Below are 25093 nucleotides of genomic sequence, written 5' to 3'. Positions count from 1 at the left end.
TTGATGAGGGTAACCTGGGTAGGGGACTTCGGGTTCGGTCTTGATTTCAGGGTTCTCCAAGTTGAATTTATGAATGTCAATCCCTAGCTGAATACAAACGTCTTCTATTTTCAGATTAATGGACATACATCACCTCATGAACGGATATGACCTTACTTCACAGAGCATCTGAAATCATGTTTCGTATCCAAGCCAGGATGTGATTTACCTCATAAATATAACGCATGGCCCGTGCGACCAACAGTGTGTGTTGTCATGAATATTGTCATATGACAATCATCTCGAATTGGTGGAATAGGAAATAAAATGAAAAAGAGCACGCCGATTTGCGTCCTCTTCTCCAATCATTCACAAGACGCCATCATCGCTGACAGCGAATCAAAGCTATTTGCTCAACACGGCCGCCGCCTCCGTCAGCATCATTCCGCTCAGCTGCACGCTCAGTTGAACGGGAAGAGTCGGCAGAGCGTCCCAGGCAGGGCCGCATAAACCAGCATCCTCAAGCATTCCCTTCTCCCACAGCGTTTCCGCGTTACGCTGGACCATTCGGCGTACGGCGTCCTCTTCGGGCGCCTCTTCAAGCAGCACCAGCAGATAACGGATGAGGATGCCTTTAAACAGACCCGTGTCGTCAATGCCCTCATCGGGCAGAAGCCGGGTTTTTGGATCGCACAGCTCCAGCATGCACGCGTCAGCGGTCCGTTTAGCGTCATCGAGATAGGACTTATCCCCCGTACAACGGTATAATTCCACTCCGGCACCGAGGAACACGCCCTGGCAATACGTGAACTTCCAATCGTAATCGATCTCACCGTCGCCGAGCCGGTTCATGCCATCCCACACAAACCCGGTCGATGGATCGACAAGCTGGCTTTTGTTCCATTCATAAATGCGCTTTGCCCAGATCAAATCCTCTTCGTTCCGCTCCAAAAGATACAGCCTCGCCGCCAAAATGGCGGCAGGCGCGTTAGCCGGCGTGTTTTTGTAATCCAGCTGATCCTTCTTCCACGCCATGCCGCCCCCGCAGTGATCGTTCCAAGCGGTCTTGATGTCTTCCCACAGCGTAAGCGCCTGCTCCTTATACCACTCGCTACCGGTAGCCTGATGCGCACGCAGCAGCGCGAGTGCCGTCCACTCCATGTCATCGTAGTAATTGTGGGTGAACGTATGGCCGTTGTACTTGTACAGGCTTCGGCTGAATGCTTCCATTCGGTCGGCATACACCGGTTTTCCCGTGCGCTTATAAGCGTCAACCAGCACATCCAGCACATGCGCCTGCCACCAATAATAGAAATTCTCGCCTGCCGCGGCATGTTCCCGCGGAAACCATTGATCCATAATGCCGCTGTCCGGGTTTCCGTAATTTCGGTACATGGCCTCCTGCAGCAGGTCCGCTCTCTCATCCCAGTTCGTCGCAGAATGCCGACCATCGCTCCCCCCGGCCTGCCCTGCGGATTCCAGCACGGCCGCACATTCAAGCAGCATCACGGCGCTCAGCTGCGAGCTGAGCTGAACGATAGCCTCAGACGTTCGGCGGCTCTTCCAATCGGTCCCGAACAACGCGCCATCTGCAGTCTTTCCCTGTTCCCAGAGCACATTGGCGTTCCGGCTCAGCCACCCTGCAGCTTCTGTTGCTTCAGGCCACACCTTGATAGCTTCCGTTACATAACGGATCAGGATCCCTTTGAACAATCCGGCATCGCCTCCGCCTTCGTCCGGGAGGATGCCTTCCGCCGAATCCGCCAGCTCTACGCGCATCGCTTGAAAGGTCCGCTTGGAGTCTTCAAGGTACGCCGAATCACCCGTAACCCGAAATAGCTCGACCGCTGCTCCGATAAATACGCCTTGGCAATACGTGAATTTCCAATCTTTATCGATGGCCCCGTCCCCGGTACGGTTCATTCCGTCCCAGACAAAACCCGTGGCAGGATCCACGAGGGCATTTTTCTGCCATGCGTAGATTTTCCGAGCCCATTCCAGGTCAGCCGGGTTGCCTAAAGCCCGATACAGCCGTGCCGCCAAAATAACCGCAGGCGCATTTGCCGGGGTATTCTTATAACCGAGCTGCTCCTTGTGCCAAGCAATTCCCCCGCCTTGAACATCGTTCCAGCCGGTTTGAATATCCTCCCAGAGCGTCAGCGCCGCTTGCTTGTACTTCTCCAGCCCCGTCGCCTCATAGGCGCGCAGCCATGCCAGCGCCATCCATTCCATGTCATCGTACAGCTCATTCGGCCATGCGCCCTCATTCCGGCGGAGCACTCCCTCATACAGCTGCTCCAGCCGCTCCGCATACAACGGATCCGCCGTGCGAACATAACCGTCCACCAGCACATCCGCCGCATGCGCCATCCACCAATAATGGAAAATCGTGTTGCACGCCCCGTCCGGGCACGGCGTTTCTATATTGTACATACGGATCGAATCATTCCAGAAATGACGTTCCAGCGCGCGCTGCGCCTCATCGGCCCTTTTGGTCCATATACCGGACACCGTTATCATTGTCGAAATCACTCCTGACATCTCAATATGCAAGTTTTTTGTCCATGCGTCACCCATATCCAGCTTCCAGCCCGCTAGCCTTTGATCCCGCTAAATGCGATGCCCTGAATGAAGTACCGCTGCAGAGCCAGGAACAGGACAAGGATCGGCAAAATAGCCACCAGTGCCCCGGCCATCATCGGGCCGTAATCCGTCTGGAAATTGAACGAGAACGCCTGGAGCCCCATCTGGATCGTCGCCTTGTTCGGATCGTTCAGCACGATCATCGGCCACAGGAAGCTGTTCCAGCCCGCCTGAAACGTGAAGATGCTCAGGGTTGCCAGCGCCGGCTTGGTCAGAGGCAAATAGATGCGCCAAAAAATTTTGAATTCGCCGCAGCCCTCAATCCGCGCCATCTCCATCATGTCGGAGGGGAGCGTCAGGAAGAACTGCCGCATGAAAAACACCGCAAACGTGCCGGAAGCTCCCGGAAGAATGATCCCCCAAAAGGAATTCATCAGCCCCATGCCCCCGCTTCCGAACAGGTCGTTGCCTCCCATCAGCGGTATATGGCGCAGCACGTACACGCTCGGGATCATCGTGACGATGCCCGGGACCATCATCGCGGCCAGCAGCACGCGGAAGAGTCCCGAGTTGCCTTTGAACTTCAGCTTGGCAAAAGCATAGCCGCTGAGCGAACCGAAGAACAGGTTGAGCAGCACGCCGGTAATGGCCAGAAAGAATGAATTCCAGAAATAAAGGCCGAAGGGTACGGTTGTGAACGCCTTTTTATAGTGCTCCAGCGTGATGTCCGTAGGGAACCATTTGATCGGCATCGAGAACATATCCTCATCCGGCTTAAAAGAGGTCATCACGCTCCAGTAGAACGGGAGAAACATGACGATGGCGATCAGAATGGCACCGATATAGAAGACGCTCGCGGTAAGGATTCGCTGCCGCTTGGCCTGACTCTCAATTGCTCTCATCTCTTGTCTTCCTCCTCTAAGCCCCGATTACACAATCGATTCTTCCGATTTATTGATCTTCATGCTGATCAGCGAGAAGACCAGAATCGCCATCGCCAGCACGAAGGCCTGCGATGATGCATACCCCATCTGCAGCTGGTTAAAGCCCTGCTGATAAATGAGATAAACCGGCGTTTTCGTTGCATTGGCGGGTCCGCCCTGCGTAAGCACGAATGCCTGATCAAACAGCTGCAGCGCGCCGATAATCGACATCGTGCTGACAAGGAATGTGGTCGGCCGCAGCTGCGGCCAGGTAATGTAACGCAGGCAATCGAATTTGCTGGCACCGTCCAGACGAGCGGACTCGTACAGATAATCCGGCACGCCCTGAAGTCCGGCCAGGTAAATGATCATATTGGAGCCTACGCTCTGCCACAGCGTCATCATAATAATCGACAGCATGGCGGTATCGGTCTGGGACACCCAGGCCGGGCCCGTGATCCCGAACAGCGACAGGATCCCGTTAACGAGCCCGTATTCGGGATGCAGCATCCAGATCCAGACGGTGGCCGCCGCGACCGCCGACGTCAAGGTCGGAAGATAGTAAAACGTCCGCAGCGCCTTGACTCCCCTCGCCGCCCGGTTCAGCAGGATCGCCAGCAGAAGGGAGATCAGTACGTTGAGCGGCACGAACACCACCGCATAGATCATCACGTTAACGAAGGTTTTCCAGTACAAATCATCGCCGAACAGTCGCCTGTAATTGTCCATGCCGACCCAGTCGTTCGAGCTGAGCACGTCATAATTGGTAAAACTCAGGTATAGCGCCATTCCAACCGGGATCACCATGAATACCGCAAATAACAGCATCGTCGGCATAATGAACAGGTAGCCCATCCTGGCCTGGTGTTTGCCGAGCCTCGTGACGGAAGCAGGCTTGGCGCTGACTGGCTTTGTGGCGGAAATCATCCTCATGCTCCTTTCTGTAGCTCCTAGAATCCCCGATGCGTTAACGGGCAACGGCATTTTCCTTCAGCTGCTTATCGCCCTGCTCCTGGCTGAGCCGGAGGGTCTCTTCGGCGCTCTGCTTGTTCTGCATGAACAGCTCCAGATTCGGAATGACGGCGTTCTCCTCCATGACGGAGTAACCCGGATGCGTCGGCCGTGTTTTGGCAAATTCAAGCGTTTCCATAAACGGTATCCATTTCGGATCGTCCGCGAAGAACGGATCTTCAAAGGCAGGCTTGAAGCCCGGCATATTCAGGCTCGTTTTGGCCCATAACACGGCATTGTCCTTGTTGGCCGTCCACCATTTGATAAACTCCCAAGCCTCCTCCGGATGCTTCGAGCCTTGCGGAATGACAAGCCCAAAGCCGCCCATAACGCTTCCCTTATCGCCGTTCGGTCCGGCCGGTGGCGGCACGATGCCATACTCCAGGTCTTTGCCGTATTTATCATAGGTGCTCAGCATCCACGGGCCGGTGTAGAGCATGGCGACTTTTCCGGTTACAAACGCATCCGTTCCTTCGCCCAAGCCGTCCTCGAAACCGATCTTGTACACCTTATCCTCATTCAACAAACGTCCCCAGAAGTCCAATACCGCTTTGCCCTTCTCGTTGTTCACGTTCATCGTGTTCTCCGGGGTCAGCATCGTTCCGCCCGCCTGCTGCAAATACATGTTGAACAGTCCGGGATCGCCCATCGACAACCCCGCCGTTTCGAGCTTGGTTCCGTTCCACTTGGTCGTGGCTTTGGCTGCCGCCTCAAGCTCATCCCAGGTCGTTGGCGGCTCAAGCCCGGCTTCCTCCAGCATTTTCTTGTTGTAGAACAGGGCCCGCGCATCCACCGTCAACGGCAATCCGTACAGCTTGTCTTCATAGGTAAGCTCCTTCAGAGCCTCTTCGTAAAAATCCCCCTTGTTGACGCCGTCGCGCTCCAGGTATTCGTCCACGGGATGAAGCACGTTCTTAGGTGCATAGAGCGCGGTCCGCCACCGGTCCCAGAACACGACATCCGGCGTCCCCCCGTTCGTGGCCGCTGTCAGAAACTTCGTCACCACGTCCTGCTGCAGGGCATATTTCACCTCGATTTTATCTTGGGATTTATTAAAAGCATCCACCATCGTTTGGATCTGTTCCTGCCCTTCTCCGCCCCAGTCTCCCCAGAAGGTCAGCACCGTTTTGCCGCCGCTGGCTTCTCCGCCGGAGGAGCCGCCGCTGCCCCCTGAGCAGCCCGCCAGAAGCCCAATCACAACTATCATCGACCATACGATCTTCCACTGCTTCTTCATTCGTTAACCCTCCCTTATGAATTCCAAGCTCGGTTCGCCGCTTCATCCCGCTGCTAGCTTTACCGTTTAACCGCGATACCGGAGCACAACAGCACCAGTTCGCAAAACATCATATTGGCCCATGAAAACCAAGGCCGGGTATATTCCTGCGGCCGATCCACATGGAACCCTTCATGCATGAGCCCGGTTCCTCCGTCCGTTGCCAGCAGCAGTTCAAGGAGGCGCTGCCGCTCGGCTTCATCCTGTTCGGTCATCCCTTGCATCGCAAGCGCAATATGCCATATGTATTGATCGGGCGTATGCGGACTGCCGATGCCGGATGCAGCGGTCCCGGAGAAGTAGTACGGGTTCCGCTCACTCAAGATAAACCTCCGCGTATTCGCGTATATCGGATCTTCCGCATTTCGGTATCCCAAGTACGGAATGGACAGCAGGCTGGGCACATTCGCGTCGTCCATCAGGTTAACCGAACCCAATCCATCCACCTCGTATGCATAGATAGGGCCGCATTCCAGATGCTCCACAATGCCGTACCGCTGTATGCCGGCTTCGATCTGTGCCGCTAGCCCCTCCGCCGCCGCTGCCAGCTCGCGATCCTTCAGAATCTCCTCGGCAATCTCCGTCACATACCCCAGCACAACGACCGCAAACATGTTCGACGGAACCAGGTAACCGTAGGCGCAAGCATCGTCGCTCGGCCTGAAGCCGGACCAGGTCATGCCGGTATATGCTGTCTCCGCTCCTTTTCCGCCACGGACCAGCGTATCCGACGGAGGGCAGTTGCTCCGCTCGAAGGTGTAAGCCGATTTCTGTTCATGGTGCTGCTCTGTCGTCCACAACTCGATAATCTGCCGCACGCCTGCCCGAAAGGTCTCGTCAAAATGGCCGGTTCTTCCGGAGTTTTTCCACAGCAGGTAGCTGAGCTGGATCGGATAACACAGCGAATCGATCTCGTATTTGCGTTCCCAAATCCACGGGCTCATCTCGGTTGCATCATCCTGATGTCCCATCCCGTTCGCAGACTCATTGAACGCGTTGGCATACGGATCCCGCAGAATATAGTCAAACTGGCGTCTGACCACGCCCTGGATCATGTCGCCGATCTCGCGGTCCTCTCCAAGCACCAGGAAGGGCCTGACCTGCGCAGCCGAATCGCGCAACCACATGGCAGGAATATCCCCGGTTATGACAAACGTCGTGCCGTCCTCCATTCGCTTCAAGGTGGTATTCCAGGTATTGGCTAGGCATCTCTCGAACATGTCAGCCGTTCGTTTCGGCTGCTTCGCCCGAACCATGTCCGATATCCGCCTAATGGCCTCCGGCAGTTCAGTTATGGATTGCACGTGATGTTCCCCTTTCGCTTGATGGAATTATGAAACCGTTATCACGAATCAGTATATTGTTATCTAGTTAATATGTCAATATATAAAATAAATTAAATGTTATATTAGGCGTTGGGTAAACGTCGACACAAAACCAACGCTGCTCCTCACCGGATTAAGAACAAAAAAACCATGCGCTCACAGGTTCGTGAGCGCATGGTTTGCATTCGTGCAAGGGTAAGTGAAAACATTACAAACATTCCGTATTCACGTTTCCTGTTTGTAAGGTTCAACCTCCAAGGTTTTCGTTATCGAATTCGAATTTCCCTTTGGTCGGTCAGGGAATTACCAATGCGCCGGTCACTTTCCAGCACACCATGCATCGAAGGCTGCGCCAGCTGCGCAGACGTTTGAACAAGTTTCTGCTATTCCTTGACGGGACCGGTAGATGCGCCAACCACCAATTCCGCAGGCAATCTCTTCTCGACCGCAACCGCGTCGTGGTTCATGATGCCCAGCACCGTCTCGATCGCCAGCCTTCCCATCTCTTCCTCGTTCTGTCGCATATGGGTAAACAAGTATCCCTCACCGATATTTAATTGCGGACTGTCGAAGCATATGATCGATACATCCTCCGGGACCCGCAAACCGAGACGTTCAGCTGCAACCTTAGCAAGCAATGCAATATTGTACTCAATCGCAAAAAAAGCGGTAATCGACGGATGATCCTGCAAATGCTGCATGATCCGCTGTATTTCCCGTTCAATATTGCTTTCGTAGAAAGCATTGGGCAGCGTGGCCGTTACGTCACTGATCCAGATTTCCTTGTCAAACGCGATGCCCCGGGCGGCATGAGCCTGAACGAATCCTTCAATCCGCTCTTCGACCGCCGTCGTATCCCTCGGCGGAGGAGACAGCAGGCAAATATGGCGGTGACCCAAATCGAATAAATGCTCCACCGCCTGCACGGCTGCCCCAAGATTATCCGTGCTGATGGAAGCCGCAGCGACCCCCTTCAGCTTGCGGTCAATCAGGACGAGCGGGAAGCGGGCAATGACCATTTTCAATATTTCGGCATTAAAATATTCACCCTGCGCGGGAAATACGATAAGACCGTTCACGCCGAGATTGCGCAGCTTCTGGATGGACAATTCCTCATTATCCTGGTCCCCGAACGTTCTGCGCAGGACCAGAAAGCAGTCATTCTCCCTGGAATACTGCTCCATGCTGTAGATCAGCCGCGTTCCGTAGCTTGAAGAAAAATCCGTGATGACCAGGCCGATCATTTTCTCCCGGCCGGCCGTTCCCGTTTCTGCGCTCTCTGAGGAGATGGATTCCCTGTGTACCACAGGCTCATCCGGATCGGCTACGAACGATCCCTTGCCCGGCTTGCGCACGATCACGCCTTCTGCCGCCAGCAGATCCAAGGCTTTCTTGCTCGTGATTCGGCTAACTCCGTACTCATCCGCAAGTTCCTTCTCTGATGGAACTTTATCTCCAATCCGAAACATATGGGTTGAGATCTTTCGCTTCATCTCGTTAAAAATCTGTTCATACATCGGCTTCGTGGAAGCTGCATCTTTCAAATTGATATCCCTCCAACGGTACTCCAAAACCTGCTAATTTATATAACAATATAACATGATATATTTAAATTGTCCATGTTGAACGATGATCGCTCACAGATTCATCACATCCCCTATTTGCTTGAAACAGCACCATACAAACTCATAACTTGAACAATGCATGATCAACCCGACCATTGCCCATTCTATAATCCATATACTTAAATTTTTGCGGGGGAGGAAGATTCGTTGGAGCGTTTTGACCCGGAACTCGTCTTTTTTGAGCCGGATGCGTTGGAGTATCCGCTTGGAAAGAAGCTGCAAGCATGGTTTGAGGAATTAGGCACACCCATCAAAATGACCACCTCCCATAATCGGGTAACCGGCATTCCGGGGGAGACCGAAACCGAAAAATACCGGAACGCCAAACGCACCCTAGTCGTTGGGATTAGGAAGACCTTGGATTTCGACACGTCCAAGCCTTCTGCGGAGTATGCCATCCCGCTGACGACGGGATGTGCAGGACATTGTCATTACTGCTACCTGCAAACCACCATGAGCTCGAAGCCTTATGTCCGGATTTATGTCAACCTGGATGAAATTTTGGACCGAGCGAAGCAATACATCGCTGAGCGGTCGCCCGAAATCACCCGGTTCGAGGCCGCTTGTACCGGCGATCCCGTATCTCTGGAGCATTTGACCGGGGCACTGGCCTATTACATTGAATTTATGGCTAAGCAGGACCATGGCCGACTGCGATTCGTGACGAAATTCGCCAACATCGATTCCCTGCTGAATATCGATCACGGCGGCCATACCAGGGTACGCTTCTCCATCAATTCCGATTATGTGATCCGTTATTTCGAGCCGGGTACCTCTTCCTTCGAAGAACGCATTGAAGCCGCGGGGAAAATTGCCGAAGCCGGATATCCGTTAGGTTTCATCATTGCCCCGATCGTCAAATATGACGGATGGCAGGAAGGATACTGGCATTTATTGGAGAAGCTCCATGAGCGATTGAGCCATGTGGAGGTTAAGGATCTGACGTTTGAGCTCATTCAGCACCGGTTTACCAAAACGGCCAAAAACACCATTTTGAAACGGTACCCCAAAACCAAGCTGGACATGGATGAGGAGGACCGGCAGTTAAAGTGGGGAAGGTATGGAAAATTCAAGTATGTCTATAAGGCCGAAACCGTCGAGGAGTTTCAGCAGCTGTTCGAAAAGGGAATCCAAGAATATTTCCCGCGCGCGGAAATTGCCTATTTTGTCTAAAATACCCGGGAACGCCAGTCATTTGATGTACCCAAAAGCAACAAATAACGGACACTCCCGGTGCCCGTTATTCTTATGAACCATATGCATTCGTATCCGCTCTTTCATCGAAGGGCCGCGAACTCTTCGGCCTTGTGATCTTGGTCGTACATCCAGACCTCAATCTCATGGATATCCATCGGCTTTCCGTAATAGTAACCCTGCATGACATGACACCCGAGCCCCGTCAAAAAGTCGATATGCTCCTTATTCTCCACGCCTTCGGCGATCACGTCCAGATTCAGCTTTTCCGCCATAAGAACGACGGCGTTGACGATGGCGCGCTTGCTGGGCGTGTCCAAATCATTGGTGAACTGGCGGTCCAGCTTCAGGGCATCAATCGGAATCCGGTCCAAGAGCCCAATCGAGGAATAGCCGGTTCCGAAATCATCCATGGAGACCTTAACCCCTAAGGATCGGATACTCCCAAGCTGCCGGATGATATCGTTCACATCGTGCAGCACCATGGACTCCGTAATCTCCAGCTCTAACAACCGGGGCTCCAAATCCGCCTTATGCAGCACGTTTTGAATCAGCTCCAGCAGATTGTCGCCATGAAATAAACGGACCGATAGATTCACCGAGACGGGCTGGACAACCCTGCTATCCTGCCACACCCTGCACTGCTTGCATGCTTCTTCAAGCGTCCAGCGGGTCATCGGAATAATCAGCCCCGTCTCTTCCGCAATCGGAATGAATTCCTGAGGGGAAATCACGCCGAGGCGGGGATGCTTCCAGCGGAGCAGCGCCTCGAATCCGACCAAGCGGTCGCTTTGCACATTCCATTTCGGCTGATACACGATGAAGAACTCCTTCATCTCCAGCGCTCTTTGCAGGTCCTTCTCCAATTCCATCTTGCGAACCTCTTGAAGACCCATCTCCTCGTCATAAAGGCATTGCTGATTCTTGCCTAGCCCCTTCGCTTTATACATCGCGGTGTCGGCATTCTTCAGCAGCGTCGTACGATCCGAGCTATGGACGGAACCGATGCTGATGCCGATGCTAACCGTCACATACAGCTCGTTGCCGTCGATATGGTACACCTTTTTAATTTGTTGGAGTATATCATCGGCTAAGCGCTGGGCATAATTCGGGTCGCTTTGCTTCAAAATAACCAGAAATTCGTCCCCCCCGATCCGGAACACCTGTTGGCCGCTTCGAATGAATTGACGCAGCCGCTTGCCCACTTCCTGGACCAGCAAATCCCCGACATTATGACCCAGCGTATCGTTGATGGCCTTAAATTGGTCCAGATCCAGAAACAGGATCGTAATCTTATCCGTTTCGGCATTCGTCCTGAAGAACCGGTTCATCTCATTGCGGTTGGGCAATCCCGTGATCGTATCCTGGTAGGCCAGCTTTTCCAGCACATGCCGGTCAAAGAACATCGCGCCCCAGGAAATCAACAGAATAGCAAAAATCGCGACCGTCACGCAGTACAAAAGGAAGAAATCCACAGACTGCGGCTGATGCGTCATCATGCCGGCATGCGCTTCAAAGCGCGCCGCCTTCATCCCTGTATAATGCATCCCGCACACGGCGAATCCCATGACAACCGCCGAGCCCCACTTGAGAAAGCTGGACTTGGAATGGTTGCGAAAACGAAGAAACAATAATAAGGCCGCATAGGAGGCCGCCAGCGCAATGACGGCGGACAATATCCAAAAGACGGGATCGTAACGAATGTCGGCGTGTACGACCATGGCTTCCATTCCCATGTAATGCATCGTCACGATGCCGCTTCCCATAACGAAACCGCCAATGGCGATTTTGGACCAGTTAATATCCTTGGGCATGGTGATATAAAACGCGATGAATGAGGAAATCACGCTGGCCAGCATCGACATGATGGTCAGAAAGGCATCGTACTTCACGTTCATATTCATGTGCATCGCCAGCATGCCGACAAAATGCATGGACCAAATGCCGCTTCCCATGACCATGGCTCCCCCGAATAGCCAAAAAAACTTGGATTTGCCGTTCGCGTCCGAAATTTTGGACGTAATATTCAAAGCCGAGTATGAAGCAAGTATAGCGATCGCAATTGAAAGCCCAACAATATACAAGTTATAATTGCCGTCCATCTGAGCTGTGCACACTCCTTTTGTGAGTAATCCTTAGGTCCTATGAAATTCATACGTTACCCGAGAGACAAACGTTTCTATTAATTCAAGGATGGCTCTCCCTGCATACCCAAAATGATAATTCTTATGGTTACGGCCCGCCCGGCCCTGAGTCTTCTACTTATTATATCTTTAGTAACTATTCAATTTCTCGACAAACTCCGTTTTGGCCGAAACTTTCGGAACCTGCATGAGTCCAAAGGACTATATATTCCACAATATTCCTGCCTTTCCTTCTAACCGATTAAAAATAATGGAACGCAGAACGGGCATTTCAGCCGGATGGATATCGTGAAAAACAAAAAAAACTGCCGACTCATTCCCTCAGGTCAGCAGCTTTTATCATGACTTCATGGAGCACTTACCTTCGTTTCTCCATTCATATACTTCTCGCCCCACTCACAGATTTGATCCAGGATGGGCTGCAGTTGAAACGCCCAATTCGCTCAGCTCGTAAACGACCTTCGGCGGCACTTGATTAAAGACCGTTCGCGTAATAATCCCATCCTCCTCCAGCTCCCGAAGGGTCTGGGTTAACATTTTCTGCGTAATATCCGGCATCTCTTTCTTAATTTCACTCGTACGCTTGGGCCCATAACTAAGGTGGCACAGCACAACGATCTTCCACTTGCCGCCGATCACCTCCATGGTGGCTTCGGACGGAATATGGTATTGCCGATCGCGATTCATAAGATCCTCTCACCTCCCGGACGTAAAAATACTGCGACTATGAAGGGCACTTTAGGGTGCTAATAGCACCTTTAGGTACCTATAGAACAAATAAGTGCGTACTTCCTTCCAGCCATTATATGATACATAATCCCCTTATACCAGTACTGCAAGAAAACAAAGCACATTCAACACATTATAGAAGAAAGCGAAGGTGATTCATGATGAAAGTACTGACCGTTGTCACTCATCCTAGAGTGAACTCCTTTACATTTGCTGTCACGGAGCGATTTGTGCAGGGGCTTCAAGATGCCGGACATGAGACGGAGGTTCTGGATCTTCACCGCATCGGTTTCGATCCGGTTCTGTGGGAGGCGGACGAACCCGATTGGTCTGATGCCGGCAAGGTATTCTCCGCTGAGGTTGAAAACGAGATCGCGCGAATGAAACAGCACGACGCACTGGCCTATATTTTCCCGGTATGGTGGTACGGGGTTCCGGCCATGCTGAAGGGATATATCGACCGTGTCTGGAATCACGGCTTCGCATATGGCGGCGGTTCCAAGCTCCATCACAAGAAGGCGTTATGGATCGCATTGGCAGGAGCGTCGGAGGACCATTTTGCCAAGCGGAGCTATGATACGATGCTGTCCCATTCCCTCAACGTCGGCATGGCCAACTATTCCGGAATCGAAAATTCCCGAGTGGAATTCTTCTATGATACGTTAGAGGGCAGGCCGGAGCACATGGAGAGCCTGCTGGAGCGGGCATATCAACTGGGGCTGCATTATGCGGGCTCGGGAGTACATGTGAAGTGAAGGCTCCCTAGTGGAGTTAGATCTTTGTTCATACAATAATAATAAATCGGCCTCGCTCTTGAGGCCGATTTTTATGTAACCGCCTTCGGATCGCTCGCTTTCATGTCATTGATACGTCAATATGGAACGGCGAAATCCAGGTTGGCCTCAACTCGACCGTTGGTCATTACTTGCTCGGAACATCCATTGCCCCAACCCAAATTTGAAACATTTTAGTCATTTTTACCGTACATATAATCAATGGAAAAATAACGGAACAGGAGGAGTGCCGTCGATGATGCCCCAAGGCCCGTCTTTTGGCGGAGGTTTTGATTTTATGTTTACGCTGGTTCCCATTCTGATCGGGATTGTATTCGTCATTGTGATCGTGGGCTTCATCTCCAATGGCGCTCGTTATGTTAAGAACGCCAAGTCCCCGCGCACTTCCGAGTTTGCCCGGGTCGTCTCCAAACGCATGGATGTCCGCCATCATACCAATCACCACAACAACGATAACGGAATGATGCACGCCAACCATTCATCCCGTACGTATTATTACATCACCCTCGAATTTGATAATGGAGAACGAAAAGAGTATCTTGACGTCAAGAATCTGTACGGTCTTGTCGTGGAGGGAGATACCGGCTATGCCGCCATCCAGGGCGACTGGATCGTCGCGTTTGAGCGGAATTTGCAGCCGCAGTCGTGACCGGACGCGTTTACAATATAAAAATGAAGAAGCATCACGTCTCCGTATTTTATTCGTACGGTCCCTTAAGAACAGAAGAGCCTTAGTCCGCGGTGAAACCCGGACTAAGGCTCTTCTTGTTGAATCGACTTGAATGGTTAATATTTCATCTAATCCTTTACGCATTGCTGCTCGTTTCGATAGGCTCATTCACTTCGATCAGTTCAACGACGGCCTCGCTTTTCAGCGTATTGCCGATCGTGCATGCACGCTCTACGACGGATTTCAGCTTCTCCTTGTAGGCAGGCTCCAGCGTTGGCGGCAGCGAGACAAGGACGTTGAAATGCGAGAACTTATTGCTTTTATCCTCTGCTTTTACCGATGACACTTCGATATGAATGGAAGACTTATCATATTCCACGCCGTCGTAAGCCATTATTTTTTGGAGCGAGATGGATACGCACAGCGCCAGGGACGCTTCCAACAGCTCTCTCGGAGACAAGCCGCCCTCCAAATTCGGGCCGTGGTTTCCTGCAATCTGAAACCCGGCCTCATTGAATATCCGATCCTGGCCTTCTACGATTTGTAACGTTGTCATGGTCCTTCTCTCCTTTTGGTTGGGGGTGCGATCTTATCTGTTCTAGTCAACAAGATGACAGGCGACCTTATGGCCCGGCCGCACTTCTCTTACAGCCGGTATGTCTGTTCTGCATACATCGGTTGCATAGGGACAGCGCGTGTGGAAAACACAGCCGCTCGGCGGCGATATCGGGGACGGGATTTCCCCCGCAACATGATCCGTTCCTTTAATCGGCTGCGGTTAAAATCCGGTACGGCCGAGAACAGCGCCTTCGTATAGGGATGCAACGGCTCATGGAACAAATCGTCCGTCAAAGCCTCTTCCATTATCTTTCCGAGATACATAATGCCGATCCGATCCGAAATATACCGAACCACGCTGATATCATGCGTTATAAATAATAGCGTTAGTTTCATTTCGCGCTGCAGGCGCTTGAGCATGTTCAGAATTTGCGACTGGATGGATACGTCCAGGGCGGAGACCGGCTCGTCGCACACGATGATTTTCGGATTCATGATAAGCGCGCGCGCCAAGCCCAGCCGCTGGCGTTGACCGCCCGAGAATTCATGGGGAAAGCGAAAGGCATGCTCCGGCTGCAGGCCGACGGTTTTCAGGATGCGGAACACGGTTTCCTGACGCTCCGCCTTGTCCCCCATTTTATGAATGATCAAGGGCTCCTCCAGCATCCGGCCGATTCGTTTCCTCGGATTGAGCGAAGAGAACGGATCTTGAAAAACAAGCTGCACGTCCTTGCGGAAATTCCGCATTTCCTCCCTCGTCATGGCCGCCAATTCCCGATCCCGATACAGGACCTGCCCTTGGCTTGCCGGCGTTAATCCGAGGATGGTGCGTCCCGTGGTGCTTTTGCCGGAGCCTGATTCGCCGACCAGGCCGTAGGTTTCTCCCTCGTTCAATTGCAGGGAAACGTCCGTGACCGCGTTGACGTATGCTTTGGCGCCCCCTAATTTGCCGAATGATCCGTACACCGGAAACTGCTTGTGAAGGGAGCTTACCTTTAAAATCGAACGATCAGCTGCTTGTTCCAACGGTTGTCTCCCTCCCTTCCTGCTTGTTTAGGGCCTCATAATGCCAGCACTTTACTCGATGGTCCGTTTGGGCCGTTTGCATCGGCGGCTCGGAGGTACGGCACAGCTCGTCGGCATAAGGACACCGCGTTGAGAAGCCGCAGCCCTGCGGAATATCCGTCAGGGACGGCACCGTTCCCTCAATGACGTAAAGCTCATCGTCCCTGTCCCCTTCCAGCTTGGGGATGGATTGGATCAGCCCTTGGGTATAAGGATGCAGCGGCGTTTGGAACAGCTGTTCCGTGGGAGCTTCCTCCACGATCTGTCCCAAGTACATCACCTTCACGCCCGTGCAAATTTCCGAGACCACGCCCAGATCATGCGTAATGAACAGCACGCCCATGCCCATTTTGCGGTTCAAGTCGGCGATCAATTCCAGGATCTGGGCCTGAATCGTCACATCGAGCGCGGTTGTCGGCTCATCCGCGATCAACAGGTTCGGCTCGCAGGAGAGCGCCATGGCAATCATCGCCCGCTGCTGCATCCCCCCCGACAGCTGATGGGGATATTCGTTAACCCTGATTTCGGGCGAAGGAATGCCCGTCATCCGCAAAATCTCGATGGCTTGCTGATGGGCTTCCTTCTTGGATTTCTTCTGATGGAGGCGAATGGCTTCTCCGATTTGGTTTCCAATCGTATAGACAGGGCTCAGGGAGGTTAGCGGGTCCTGAAATATCATGGATATTCGATCACCCCGGATCGCCCGTAATTTAGAATGCGGGAGGGACAGCAGGTTCTGATTCTCGAATACGACCTCACCCTCGTACTCGATCGCATCCGTATGATCCAGCAATCTCATGATGGATTGGGACATCACGCTTTTTCCGCTGCCGGACTCTCCGACGATACCGATGATGTCGCCAGTATTCATGGAAAAGCTCACTCCGTTCACCGCCGTCACTCTTCCGCGCTCGGTATGAAAATGCGTTTTAAGATTTTTCACTTCCAATAGAGGCTCTTTATTCATGGAAACACCTCCAGCCTTATATTCATCGCTTTCTAAACTTTTGCTTCACGCGGGGGTCCAGCAAATCGCGCAGCCCGTCTCCCAGCAAATTCAGGCTAAGAACGGACAGGACGAGCGTGGCCCCGGGAAATACGACCATCCACCATGCCTTGTAAATTACAAGCTTGCTTGCCTGCAAAATGTTCCCCCAGCTGGCTTCAGGCGCAGGAATGCCCGCACCGAGAAAGCTGAGCGCGGCCTCCGAGATAATCGCCTCGGCAAATACGAAAGTTGCTTGTACCAGTAGTGGAGACAGCGTGTTAGGCACGATGTGCTGCCATATAATGCGCGTGGAGCCGGCCCCCTGGACATGCATGGCCTCGATGTAGGTTTGCTCACGCACTACCAGTGCTGCCGAGCGGACGACTCGGGCAATATTCGGCGTGAACACGATCGTCAGCGCAATGATAACGTTCAAGGCGGATGCGCCGAGCGCGGCCATTAAGGCAATGGCGAGCAGGATTCCCGGAATCGCAATCAACCCGTCGCAAATGCGCATGAGAATATGATCCAACGTCTTATAATACGTTGCATAGACGCCGATCACGAGTCCCAGAGCGGAGGACAGCAGCGCAACCGCCAGTCCGACGCTAATCGATACCCTGGCACCGTAGAGTAGCCTCGTTAGCAAATCCCGTCCGAATTCGTCGGTACCAAGCCAATGCTCGGCCCCTGGCGGAGTTAAACGGTCCACAACCTTCATGTCGTACGGACCGTAGTTCGTGAAGAGCGGTCCGATCAGCGCCAGAATCACCAATACCACAAAGATAGTCGCTCCAATCAATAGCCCGTAGTTGGACTTCAGGCGGCGATATCCTAAGGCTCGCTGCTCTTTTTTCAGCTTTTTGCTGACTTGAGCGACATATTCCTTTTCCTGAACTGTAGCCATCCCGTTACACCTCTTTTATTTGCGATCCAATCGAACGCGCGGATCAACCGCGCCGTATAGCAAGTCGATGATCAAGTTGATGGTGACGTACATCAGCGTGACGACGAGCACCACCCCTTGGATCACCACAAAGTCCCTTCTGGCAATGGAATTCAAGATCAATTGACCCAGACCGGGAATGTTGAATATGGCCTCCACGACCACCGCTCCCGTCACCAACGTGCCGAAGGTTTGTCCAATGACGGTCAGAATGGGCAGAAACGCGCTCCGAAACGCATGTTTGAACAGCACCTTCATTTCATGCAGGCCTTTGGATCTGGCTGTCTTGATGAAATTCAAATTCAGCACTTCCAGCATGGACGAACGGGTCATCCGCGTAATCAGGGCCGCCTGTATGGTTCCAAGGGAAATGCCGGGAAGAATCAGATACTTCATATGTTCCCATAGCCCGCTGCTCAGCGGTTCATATCCAGCGACCGGCAGCCACTGCAGCTTGACGCCCACGAACAGCATAAGGAATAGTCCCAGCAAGAAACTGGGCAAGGCCATGCCCAGCAAGGATATCCCCATCAATGTATAATCGGCGATGGACCCTCGCTTGTAAGCGGCGATAATCCCGAAGGGAATCGCGAGCAGGATCGCGATGACCTGTGCCAGAATGGCCAGCGATAGCGTGGGGGTAATATGCTCCGCAATGGCTTCGCTGACCGGCTGATTCATGAAAATCGAATCCCCCAGATCCCCCTTGAACACGTTGGCTACCCAGCTCGTATATTGTTCGAGTATCGGGCGGTCCAGTCCAAGGTCCTGATTCAGCTGCTCTATTTCCTCCTGCGACGCCTCCATTCCCAAGATGGCCGCCGCCGGATTCCCTGGCGTTATGTGGATGATCAGAAATATAGCGATGGTGACAACGGCCAGTACGGGAATCAGCGACAAAAGTCTTTTCGTAATATAAGCCAGCACGGCAAATCCCTCATTTGTACATGGTCTATGAATCCAATTTCAAAAAAGGAAGGTGTTATCGAAGTTACTCCGGTAACTTGTAACACCCTCCTTACACGCTTACTTCGCTACTTTGGCATTCCAAACCACCGGAGCTTCGAACAGCTCGAAACCTTCAAGCTTCTTCGTTGTGGCGACGACGCCATTATAATGGCCGATTACGGTGGAGGAAGCGAATTCGTACAGGAAGCCCTGCAGCTTCTCCCATTCCTGCTTGGCGGCTTCCGGCGTGGCTGCGCCGCGAATATCAATCAGTGCCTGCTTGACCGTTTCATTCTCGAGTCCGGCCCAATCCGGATTAACGGCCAGCAGCTGCGGCGGGGTAAGCTGATAGCCCGTGCTGGCAACAAAGATATCCCACTTGGAACGGTCGTTCTTCGTTTCCAGGAACGTCGGGAAATCGAAGTTCTCCACTTTTACGTTCATGCCGATCTGACGAAGCTGCTCCTGGATGACCAAGGTAGCCGTGTACATCTCGTTATAATCCTTGGTCGTCAGCAGCGTGATTTCTTCGCCGTTATACCCGGCTTCTTGCAGCAGCTGCTTGGCCTTCTCCGGATTGGACTGGTTGTAATACTCCGCTCCGGCTTCGGTCGACCATTGGACTTGATTCGTATTCAGGTAACCCGGCGCTAAAGAGTACAAATCCGGCTTGGCGAAGCTCGCCAACATGATCTCCTCATTATTGAACGCGGCGAGAATGGCCTGGCGAATCTTCACGTCCTTTAACAATCCCTCGCTGGTATTGAAAAATGCCGTCAGGGCACCGCCAGGGAACGAGAGCAGGTTGATGTTGTTGTCGGCAGCCAGCTCATCATAGCTTTCGATCGGAATGCTGTCCGCCACATCGTACTGGCCGGTCTTCACGCCTGCAATGCGCGTGGAGTGGTCCGTGACGAAATGGAAGTACAGGTCTTTGGCGGGAGCTTCTTTTCGACCGTCAAATCCGCTTGGCTCCGCATCCGACACCTGCTGATAATCGTCGTTTCGCACCAAATGGATGTACTGATCCTGCTTCCATTCCTGGAATTTATAAGGTCCTGTACCGATGTACTCCTTGATTCCGTCAGCCGGCGCTGCGTCCACGATCTCTTTCGGCATGATGGAAGGGAACTGCGCTTGCGATGCAATAAGAATCAACACGTCCGACGTAGGCGACTCTACGGTCAGCTTCACGGTATACGCATCGACGGCTTCGAATTTGGCATTCGTCAGCAGCACCTTCGCCCGGGACGAAGTCACCAGCCAGCGGTTCATCGAGGCTACAACATCCTCGGACGTCATCTCTTTCCCGTTGTGGAACTTCACGCCTTGGCGAAGAGCGAACGTATACGTTAAACCATCCTCGCTTCGTTCAACCGACTCTGCCAGAGCCGGTACGGGTTCATAGTTTGCATTCAGCGTGTAGAGCTGTTCGAAGATATTGCCGGCCGTATCCAGTGCAACCGCCGATACCGTCAAGGCCGTATCCAGCGTTGGCGGCTGAGCCGTAAGCGCGATGTTCAGCTCGTCTTTGTACTCTTGTTGTTCGGCTTGCTTCTCGCTTCCTTTGTCTTCGGCTGCGCCCTCTGCCGCCGGATCGGAGCCGTTGCCGCATGCCGCGATCAACAGCATCAGCATGATCGACGATAAGAGTAAACCTAACTTTCTGGCTTTCATTGTAATCCCCCCATGTAGTAGACATATGCATACGAAATGTAATGCATCATGCTCTGTCAAAAACTCGTAAAACGAACGCCCCCCATAAATCTAAGTTATCTGGTAGGTTTAATAAGCTATGCACATACTAATAGATTCGCTATGGGCTGTCAATGCAATAATTGATCGTACTAGAATTAATTTCCTATTGGTGAAAATTAATAGATCTGAGTTGCAAGGACTTCGTTCCTCCCCATCGCCTTAACCGCCGCAGCCAGCCTTCCCCCCGAAATATAAAAAAGCCCTGGTCCGTCTTTTGAAGTGCCCCCCTTAGAATAGACATTGGAAAACCCCCTTGGTTATTCCGATAAATTCTAAGGGGTGCATTTTTTATGGCAAAGAAAGGTCAAAAGTATAAATCATATTCAGATGAAGTGAAAAAAGAGGCGATTCGCCTTCATGTTGAGGAAAAGTGGACATATAGGCGAATTACCGAGCACTTTGAGATTCAAGATAAAGATCGTGTAAAAAAGTGGATGCGAAAGTATCGGGAATTAGGTGAGTTTGGATTATTGGATCAGCGAGGAAGACGAGAAGAATATTTGGATCAAGATCGCTATGTCCAAAAGCTAAAAAGGGAGAATGAAATGCTAAAAAAGTGCTTGGAAATCTGGATGAAGGAGGTAAGAAAGAAAGCTTCGCCATGATCGAACAAGCAGCAAAATCAGGGCAAGTAGCTGAACTGTGCCAGTTCATTGGTGTTTCTAGAAGTGGCTATTACGCCTATTTAAAGCGTAAAGAGAACGACCGGGATGCCGAAGACAAACGGCTGATCCGCAGAGTATACAAACGCTACGAAGGAAAGTATGGTTACCGACAAATCCAACTGTTCCTGTGGCAGGATCACGGTGTGTGGATGAATCACAAAAAGGTGCTACGTCTCATGCAAGAACTTGGGCTCCAAGCTAGCATTCGCAAGAAGCGCCAATTCAACATGGTATACAAGGCCGCGGAGCGTGTGGCGGAGAATCTGCTTAAGCGTAACTTTACGGCGGAGAGACCAAACCAAAAATGGGTAACGGATATAACCCAATACCGGGTGGGTGAGCGTTGGCTGTATCTCTCGGCGGTAAAAGACTTATTCAACAACGAGATTGTGGCCTACCAGCTCAGCGAGCGTAACGACAATGAATTGGTTCTGCAGACGTTCGCCAAAGCGTTTGCTAAGCAAAAAGACGTGACCGGATTGGTCGTTCACAGCGACCAAGGGTTCCAGTACACGTCTCATGCCTATCACGACATGCTGCCAAAGGTTAGCGCCCAAATCAGCATGTCTCGCCGGGGCAATTGCCTAGACAACGCCTCCATGGAGAGCTTCTTCTCGCATCTCAAAACGGAAGGGCTCTATCCTTATGATATCCGAAATCTAGCGGAGGCACAAAGCCGAATTGAGAAATACATACGATTTTATAATCGAAGACGACCACAGCGCAAATTAAATAAACTGACGCCGGTAGAGTACCGACGCCAGTTTACAGCCTAGGTGTTTTTTCAATGTCCACTAAATGGGGTCTTGACCACTTTCGCACCAAGGCTCTTTATTAAAGTGGCAGATCGCTTTGCAAAATCTTTTCCCTGCGTCCTTTCATATACCACTGTCCCCAGGGATGAAGTTTGTCGAAATTTCCGCGGCAGGCATGGAACAGCTTCATATACCGCCCCATTTCTCTTAGCTTTATGAAATAGGGGATTTCCCGAAGCCACTCCTCCTCCAGGCGATGCTCCAGACGGTAACCTTCCAGGAAAGGGATTAGGAACTTACCTCTGTCCGGATCGGCCCCCCTCGGTCAAACCCGAGAAGAAAGCGGCGACCGCTATATCATCCACGAACCAGGAATAACGGCTCGCATCGAAATCAATCAGGCACAACGCATCCCCCTGGACAAAAAAATTGCCGTAATGAAAATCGGCATGGATTAATCCATAAGTCTCCCTAGAAACCGGGAGCTTCGATATATACTGGCACAAGGCTTGATAACGAAAGGCAATTCCCTTCTCAGACGGCGGTAAGTCGAGATGTCGAACCTTCTCTGCCTCGTACGACCAATTCGGCCGTCTCGTGAAGGGGTCCTGATGGATATACTCTTGGGTGATACGATGCATGCCTCCCATGAATCGGCCCATTCGCCTGTATAAATCCTCGCCGGCTTCGTTCTCCCCAACCGGACGCCCCTTGGCTTCCTCGTAACAGACCGCCGTATATTCACGATCCTCCATCCGGATTCGCTCCGCAAGGTTCCCGGCTGCCGAATGGAGCGGCTTCGAAACGCAAATGCCCTTACTCCCAAGAAACTCTACCCACTGCACCTCGCCGGCAATCTTCGCATAGGGTTTGTGGGATTCGTCGATCAAGCGCACATACACGGTCTCCTCGTCCCTTCGATAAGAACGGACAAGGCTGTGTTCGGAAAAATGAGTCTGGAGTCTATCCCGCTCCAAAAGTCCGAACCTGCTTGCAGCTGCGGCCATAAGCTCGTTCCGTCGTTCCAATTGCAGCGCCTCCCTTCAAGCCGGATGATATTGAAATCAATGATGAATGATTCTGCAAATATGTAAGCCGCTCCTGCATGCAAAGCCCGGCCCTCATGTATATTCCATTGAAATAACGCCATCAAACAGCCGTCCTTGTGCGGGCCGCTTTCTCCCCCGATGTATACGCTCTTGTTGTCGTCAAAAGGGCGGGAGGATATAATACGGATAAAATAAAATCGTCATGCAAGAAAGAGGGCCTTATTATGAATCCCGAAACCCGAAACGCCCGAACCCAACTCATCATCGAAGCAGCCGAGCGCGTATTTACACATAAAGGCATTGAAAAAGCCACCATGCAGGATATAGCCACCGAGGCTGCCATGGGCGTAGCCACCGTTTTTCGTTTTTTTCCCCGCAAAGAGAAACTCGTCGTTGCCGTTGCCACGAAAATGCTGGAAACCGTTCTCGAGACCTTCCGCTCCGTCGCGGAACAGCCGATTTCCTGTATGGAGAAGCTGGAGCTGCTGTTCGACCACTTTATTTCCCTGCTGGAGCAGCAGACCAGCTCGAACGTGAAGCTGCTCGAGAACTTCGAGAGTTATGCGGCTCAGTTTACAGAGCCTCTCGAAGACATTGAGCTGTTTAACGCCGTCTACCGGGATATATCCCAGGTATTCTCGACCATCGTGGAGCAGGGCATCGAGGATGGATCGGTTCAAGCCGACCTTCCGATTGCCGAGACGCTGACCACCATCGTGAATACATTCGGCATTTTTGCCAGAAAGCTGTCCCTCCAGAAAAACATTCTGGTGGTCGAGCCGGACCTCGCGCCGGAGAAGCAGCTGGCGATTCTCAAGCACATTCTGCTTAATTATTTGCGGGCATAAGGGGCTTGGATCCAAATAAAAAGAGTGCGCAGCATCACGACTGCACACTCTTTTCTTGTTGGTATCCCTGGCTACTCCTACAGGCCCAGCTTCTGCCCCCGCTCCAAGCGCTGAATCTGCTGCTCGCCCGTGACCGCCAGCTCGCTGAACTGATGGATCGTCTCGCGCATCCGCGGGAGAGCCTCCTGCTTGTAAGTGCTGATGGAATCAAGCGCTGACAGCACGTCCGTGAACGCTTGCTTCAAGGTATCAACGGAAATGCTCGTTTCCAGCGACTGCTTGTGGATCGCCGCACCTTGATCCTTCAGCATTTTGGAGGTGGCGCTGATCAGGTTGTTGGTGGTTTCGTTCAGCAGCTCGATTTTCTTCAGGACAATCTTCTGGTTGTACAGGGCACTTGCCACCGTGACCGATATTTTCAGCGCCGTTACCGTTACGTTTCTCGCTCGATCCACACCACGGATTAACTCCTTGTTGTTCCGAATGACGACTTCAATCGCCATTATTCCCTGCTGGTTCACGACCAGCATCTGCTGCAGGTCCATCACGCGCTGGCGCAGCGGGAACAGCACCTCTTCGGTAATAAACCGGATTTTATCCTCCGACTCCTGCCGTATTTTGGCCGCCTCGACCTGGGATTCGATCTCTGCATCCATGAGCATGCCCAGCTGAATTTCCTTTTGCAGCTTTTTGGTGAGCTCGCGGAGGGTTTGCTGTTCAATCTCCAGCGTGGTGTTGTCGTTCTTTAATACGGTTTTTCCTTTATCCAGAGAAATGATGATGTCCGAAATGACGGCATCCGCCTTTTGGAACTTGGCAAAATATCGGCGCAGCGGATTAAACACCATGCCCAGCAGCCCGCTCTTCGCAAAATCGACGACGCTCGGATCCAGATCCTTCAGCTGCAGCTGCAGCTCCGTTAACCCTTTGGCCACTTGACCGCCTTCGTCCCCGGTTTTCGATAATCTCCCCACCTGAACCTGCAGGAGCGCGTTCTTCTCCGAGGATGATCTCATCGTGCTGATGCCAAAGCTTTCAATGGATTGCAGCACCTGTCTTCGCTTCTCGAGCGATTCAATATCCAGCTCCATGATGGCCTGCACATTGTTAGCCGCCAGCTCCTTCAGCTGCGTGACTTCTTCCGGCTCAGGCTTCACCTGCTCCTCGATCGCCGTCTTGATCTCCTCAGGACTTATGACTTCCATCGTAAATGACAATATAACCCCTCCTACAAGTTTCTGATAAACCAGGTTCACATCG

General features: G+C 52.2%; 20 protein-coding genes and 2 pseudogenes. 6 read left to right on the top strand and 16 right to left on the bottom strand.

The features are described 5' to 3' along the window. Nucleotides 1-384: 384 nt before the first annotated feature. From P0X86_RS33105 to P0X86_RS01670, 6 genes are all read right to left on the bottom strand, one after another. A complete protein-coding gene (locus P0X86_RS33105) occupies nt 385-2499 on the bottom strand; it encodes a glycoside hydrolase family 76 protein (RefSeq protein ID WP_347177532.1) in 2115 nt (704 codons plus the stop codon). Nucleotides 2500-2573: 74 nt separating this feature from the next. After that, nucleotides 2574-3464, bottom strand: coding sequence for a carbohydrate ABC transporter permease (locus P0X86_RS01690; RefSeq protein ID WP_009593907.1), 891 nt, complete (start codon nt 3462-3464; stop codon nt 2574-2576). Nucleotides 3465-3491: 27 nt separating this feature from the next. Then, a complete protein-coding gene (locus P0X86_RS01685; RefSeq protein WP_213580239.1) occupies nt 3492-4412 on the bottom strand; it encodes a carbohydrate ABC transporter permease in 921 nt (306 codons plus the stop codon). A gap of 40 nt (nt 4413-4452) precedes the next feature. Beyond that, entirely contained in the window at nt 4453-5733 is a 1281-nt protein-coding gene (locus P0X86_RS01680; RefSeq protein ID WP_277747606.1) for an ABC transporter substrate-binding protein, read from the bottom strand. A gap of 59 nt (nt 5734-5792) precedes the next feature. Next, nucleotides 5793-7028 (bottom strand): glycoside hydrolase family 125 protein, encoded by a 1236-nt coding sequence (locus P0X86_RS01675; protein WP_277748981.1) that lies wholly within the window; start codon nt 7026-7028, stop codon nt 5793-5795. Between the two features lie 452 nt (nt 7029-7480). Further along, nucleotides 7481-8641: a GntR family transcriptional regulator gene (locus P0X86_RS01670; protein ID WP_096774834.1), complete on the bottom strand. Its 1161-nt coding sequence runs from the start codon at nt 8639-8641 to the stop codon at nt 7481-7483. A gap of 228 nt (nt 8642-8869) precedes the next feature. On the opposite strand from P0X86_RS01670, the gene splB reads away from it, so the two are divergent. Beyond that, a complete protein-coding gene (splB, locus tag P0X86_RS01665; RefSeq protein WP_192569987.1) occupies nt 8870-9895 on the top strand; it encodes a spore photoproduct lyase in 1026 nt (341 codons plus the stop codon). 104 nt (nt 9896-9999) lie between these two features. Here splB and P0X86_RS01660 read toward each other — a convergent pair whose 3' ends face one another. Continuing rightward, entirely contained in the window at nt 10000-12018 is a 2019-nt protein-coding gene (locus P0X86_RS01660) for a bifunctional diguanylate cyclase/phosphodiesterase (RefSeq protein WP_277747605.1), read from the bottom strand. 389 nt (nt 12019-12407) lie between these two features. Further along, a pseudogene (locus P0X86_RS01655) lies at nt 12408-12747 on the bottom strand (winged helix-turn-helix transcriptional regulator). Nucleotides 12748-12950: 203 nt separating this feature from the next. Between P0X86_RS01655 and P0X86_RS01650 the strand changes: the two are divergent. Further along, entirely contained in the window at nt 12951-13544 is a 594-nt protein-coding gene (locus tag P0X86_RS01650; protein ID WP_277748980.1) for an NAD(P)H oxidoreductase, read from the top strand. A 274-nt stretch (nt 13545-13818) separates the two neighbouring features. Continuing rightward, nucleotides 13819-14232, top strand: a complete 414-nt coding sequence (locus P0X86_RS01645; protein ID WP_277747604.1) for a DUF2500 domain-containing protein — start codon at nt 13819-13821, stop codon at nt 14230-14232. A 157-nt stretch (nt 14233-14389) separates the two neighbouring features. Here P0X86_RS01645 and P0X86_RS01640 read toward each other — a convergent pair whose 3' ends face one another. From P0X86_RS01640 to P0X86_RS01615, 6 genes and pseudogenes are all read right to left on the bottom strand, one after another. Next, the gene (locus P0X86_RS01640; RefSeq protein WP_009593933.1) at nt 14390-14809 is read right to left on the bottom strand and encodes an OsmC family protein; all 420 of its coding nucleotides are present in this window, start codon (nt 14807-14809) and stop codon (nt 14390-14392) included. Nucleotides 14810-14851: 42 nt separating this feature from the next. Beyond that, nucleotides 14852-15837 (bottom strand): annotated as a pseudogene (locus P0X86_RS01635) (ABC transporter ATP-binding protein). Next, nucleotides 15821-16843: an ABC transporter ATP-binding protein gene (locus tag P0X86_RS01630; protein ID WP_277747603.1), complete on the bottom strand. Its 1023-nt coding sequence runs from the start codon at nt 16841-16843 to the stop codon at nt 15821-15823. Before P0X86_RS01630 ends, P0X86_RS01635 begins: the two are co-directional and overlap by 17 nt. A 22-nt stretch (nt 16844-16865) precedes the next feature. Next, a complete protein-coding gene (locus tag P0X86_RS01625; RefSeq protein ID WP_277747602.1) occupies nt 16866-17771 on the bottom strand; it encodes an ABC transporter permease in 906 nt (301 codons plus the stop codon). Nucleotides 17772-17786: 15 nt separating this feature from the next. Continuing rightward, the gene (locus P0X86_RS01620) at nt 17787-18737 is read right to left on the bottom strand and encodes an ABC transporter permease (protein WP_096774843.1); all 951 of its coding nucleotides are present in this window, start codon (nt 18735-18737) and stop codon (nt 17787-17789) included. Between the two features lie 99 nt (nt 18738-18836). Next, entirely contained in the window at nt 18837-20435 is a 1599-nt protein-coding gene (locus P0X86_RS01615; RefSeq protein ID WP_096774844.1) for an ABC transporter substrate-binding protein, read from the bottom strand. Between the two features lie 371 nt (nt 20436-20806). Between P0X86_RS01615 and P0X86_RS01610 the strand changes: the two genes are divergently transcribed. Beyond that, nucleotides 20807-21121 (top strand): helix-turn-helix domain-containing protein, encoded by a 315-nt coding sequence (locus P0X86_RS01610; RefSeq protein ID WP_277746115.1) that lies wholly within the window; start codon nt 20807-20809, stop codon nt 21119-21121. After that, nucleotides 21118-21957, top strand: a complete 840-nt coding sequence (locus P0X86_RS01605) for an IS3 family transposase (RefSeq protein ID WP_277746116.1) — start codon at nt 21118-21120, stop codon at nt 21955-21957. Before P0X86_RS01610 ends, P0X86_RS01605 begins: the two co-directional genes overlap by 4 nt. Before the next feature lie 275 nt (nt 21958-22232). On the opposite strand, the gene P0X86_RS01600 is transcribed toward P0X86_RS01605, so the two are convergent. After that, nucleotides 22233-22964 carry a phosphotransferase enzyme family protein gene (locus tag P0X86_RS01600; RefSeq protein ID WP_277747601.1) on the bottom strand — a complete coding sequence of 244 codons (732 nt, stop codon included), beginning with the start codon at nt 22962-22964 and terminating at the stop codon, nt 22233-22235. 245 nt (nt 22965-23209) lie between these two features. On the opposite strand from P0X86_RS01600, the gene P0X86_RS01595 reads away from it, so the two are divergent. Continuing rightward, complete coding sequence (locus tag P0X86_RS01595) at nt 23210-23833, top strand: TetR/AcrR family transcriptional regulator (RefSeq protein WP_192569991.1); 624 nt, start codon at nt 23210-23212, stop codon at nt 23831-23833. A 77-nt stretch (nt 23834-23910) separates the two neighbouring features. On the opposite strand, the gene P0X86_RS01590 is transcribed toward P0X86_RS01595, so the two are convergent. Then, complete coding sequence (locus tag P0X86_RS01590; RefSeq protein ID WP_194540536.1) at nt 23911-25050, bottom strand: toxic anion resistance protein; 1140 nt, start codon at nt 25048-25050, stop codon at nt 23911-23913. Nucleotides 25051-25093: the final 43 nt, after the last annotated feature.

Source organism: Paenibacillus sp. BR1-192 (assembly GCF_029542445.1).
Taxonomy (GTDB): Bacteria; Bacillota; Bacilli; order Paenibacillales; family Paenibacillaceae; genus Paenibacillus_AQ; species Paenibacillus_AQ lautus_A.
Note: the sequence above shows the minus strand (reverse complement) of the source record. Positions and strands in the feature narration are given on the sequence as shown.

What these genes read in the sequence shown, in the direction of transcription:
- P0X86_RS01615 (WP_096774844.1), bottom strand. Translation starts at nt 20,435, where the DNA reads ATGAAAGCCAGAAAGTTAGGTTTACTCTTATCGTCGATCATGCTGATG.
- P0X86_RS01605 (WP_277746116.1), top strand. Translation starts at nt 21,118, where the DNA reads ATGATCGAACAAGCAGCAAAATCAGGGCAAGTAGCTGAACTGTGCCAG.
- P0X86_RS01625 (WP_277747602.1), bottom strand. Translation starts at nt 17,771, where the DNA reads ATGGCTACAGTTCAGGAAAAGGAATATGTCGCTCAAGTCAGCAAAAAG.
- P0X86_RS01675 (WP_277748981.1), bottom strand. Translation starts at nt 7,028, where the DNA reads ATGGTTCGGGCGAAGCAGCCGAAACGAACGGCTGACATGTTCGAGAGA.
- P0X86_RS01680 (WP_277747606.1), bottom strand. Translation starts at nt 5,733, where the DNA reads ATGAAGAAGCAGTGGAAGATCGTATGGTCGATGATAGTTGTGATTGGG.
- P0X86_RS01685 (WP_213580239.1), bottom strand. Translation starts at nt 4,412, where the DNA reads ATGATTTCCGCCACAAAGCCAGTCAGCGCCAAGCCTGCTTCCGTCACG.
- P0X86_RS01640 (WP_009593933.1), bottom strand. Translation starts at nt 14,809, where the DNA reads ATGACAACGTTACAAATCGTAGAAGGCCAGGATCGGATATTCAATGAG.
- P0X86_RS33105 (WP_347177532.1), bottom strand. Translation starts at nt 2,499, where the DNA reads ATGATAACGGTGTCCGGTATATGGACCAAAAGGGCCGATGAGGCGCAG.
- P0X86_RS01645 (WP_277747604.1), top strand. Translation starts at nt 13,819, where the DNA reads ATGATGCCCCAAGGCCCGTCTTTTGGCGGAGGTTTTGATTTTATGTTT.
- P0X86_RS01660 (WP_277747605.1), bottom strand. Translation starts at nt 12,018, where the DNA reads ATGGACGGCAATTATAACTTGTATATTGTTGGGCTTTCAATTGCGATC.
- P0X86_RS01630 (WP_277747603.1), bottom strand. Translation starts at nt 16,843, where the DNA reads ATGAATAAAGAGCCTCTATTGGAAGTGAAAAATCTTAAAACGCATTTT.
- P0X86_RS01610 (WP_277746115.1), top strand. Translation starts at nt 20,807, where the DNA reads ATGGCAAAGAAAGGTCAAAAGTATAAATCATATTCAGATGAAGTGAAA.
- P0X86_RS01650 (WP_277748980.1), top strand. Translation starts at nt 12,951, where the DNA reads ATGAAAGTACTGACCGTTGTCACTCATCCTAGAGTGAACTCCTTTACA.
- P0X86_RS01595 (WP_192569991.1), top strand. Translation starts at nt 23,210, where the DNA reads ATGAATCCCGAAACCCGAAACGCCCGAACCCAACTCATCATCGAAGCA.
- P0X86_RS01690 (WP_009593907.1), bottom strand. Translation starts at nt 3,464, where the DNA reads ATGAGAGCAATTGAGAGTCAGGCCAAGCGGCAGCGAATCCTTACCGCG.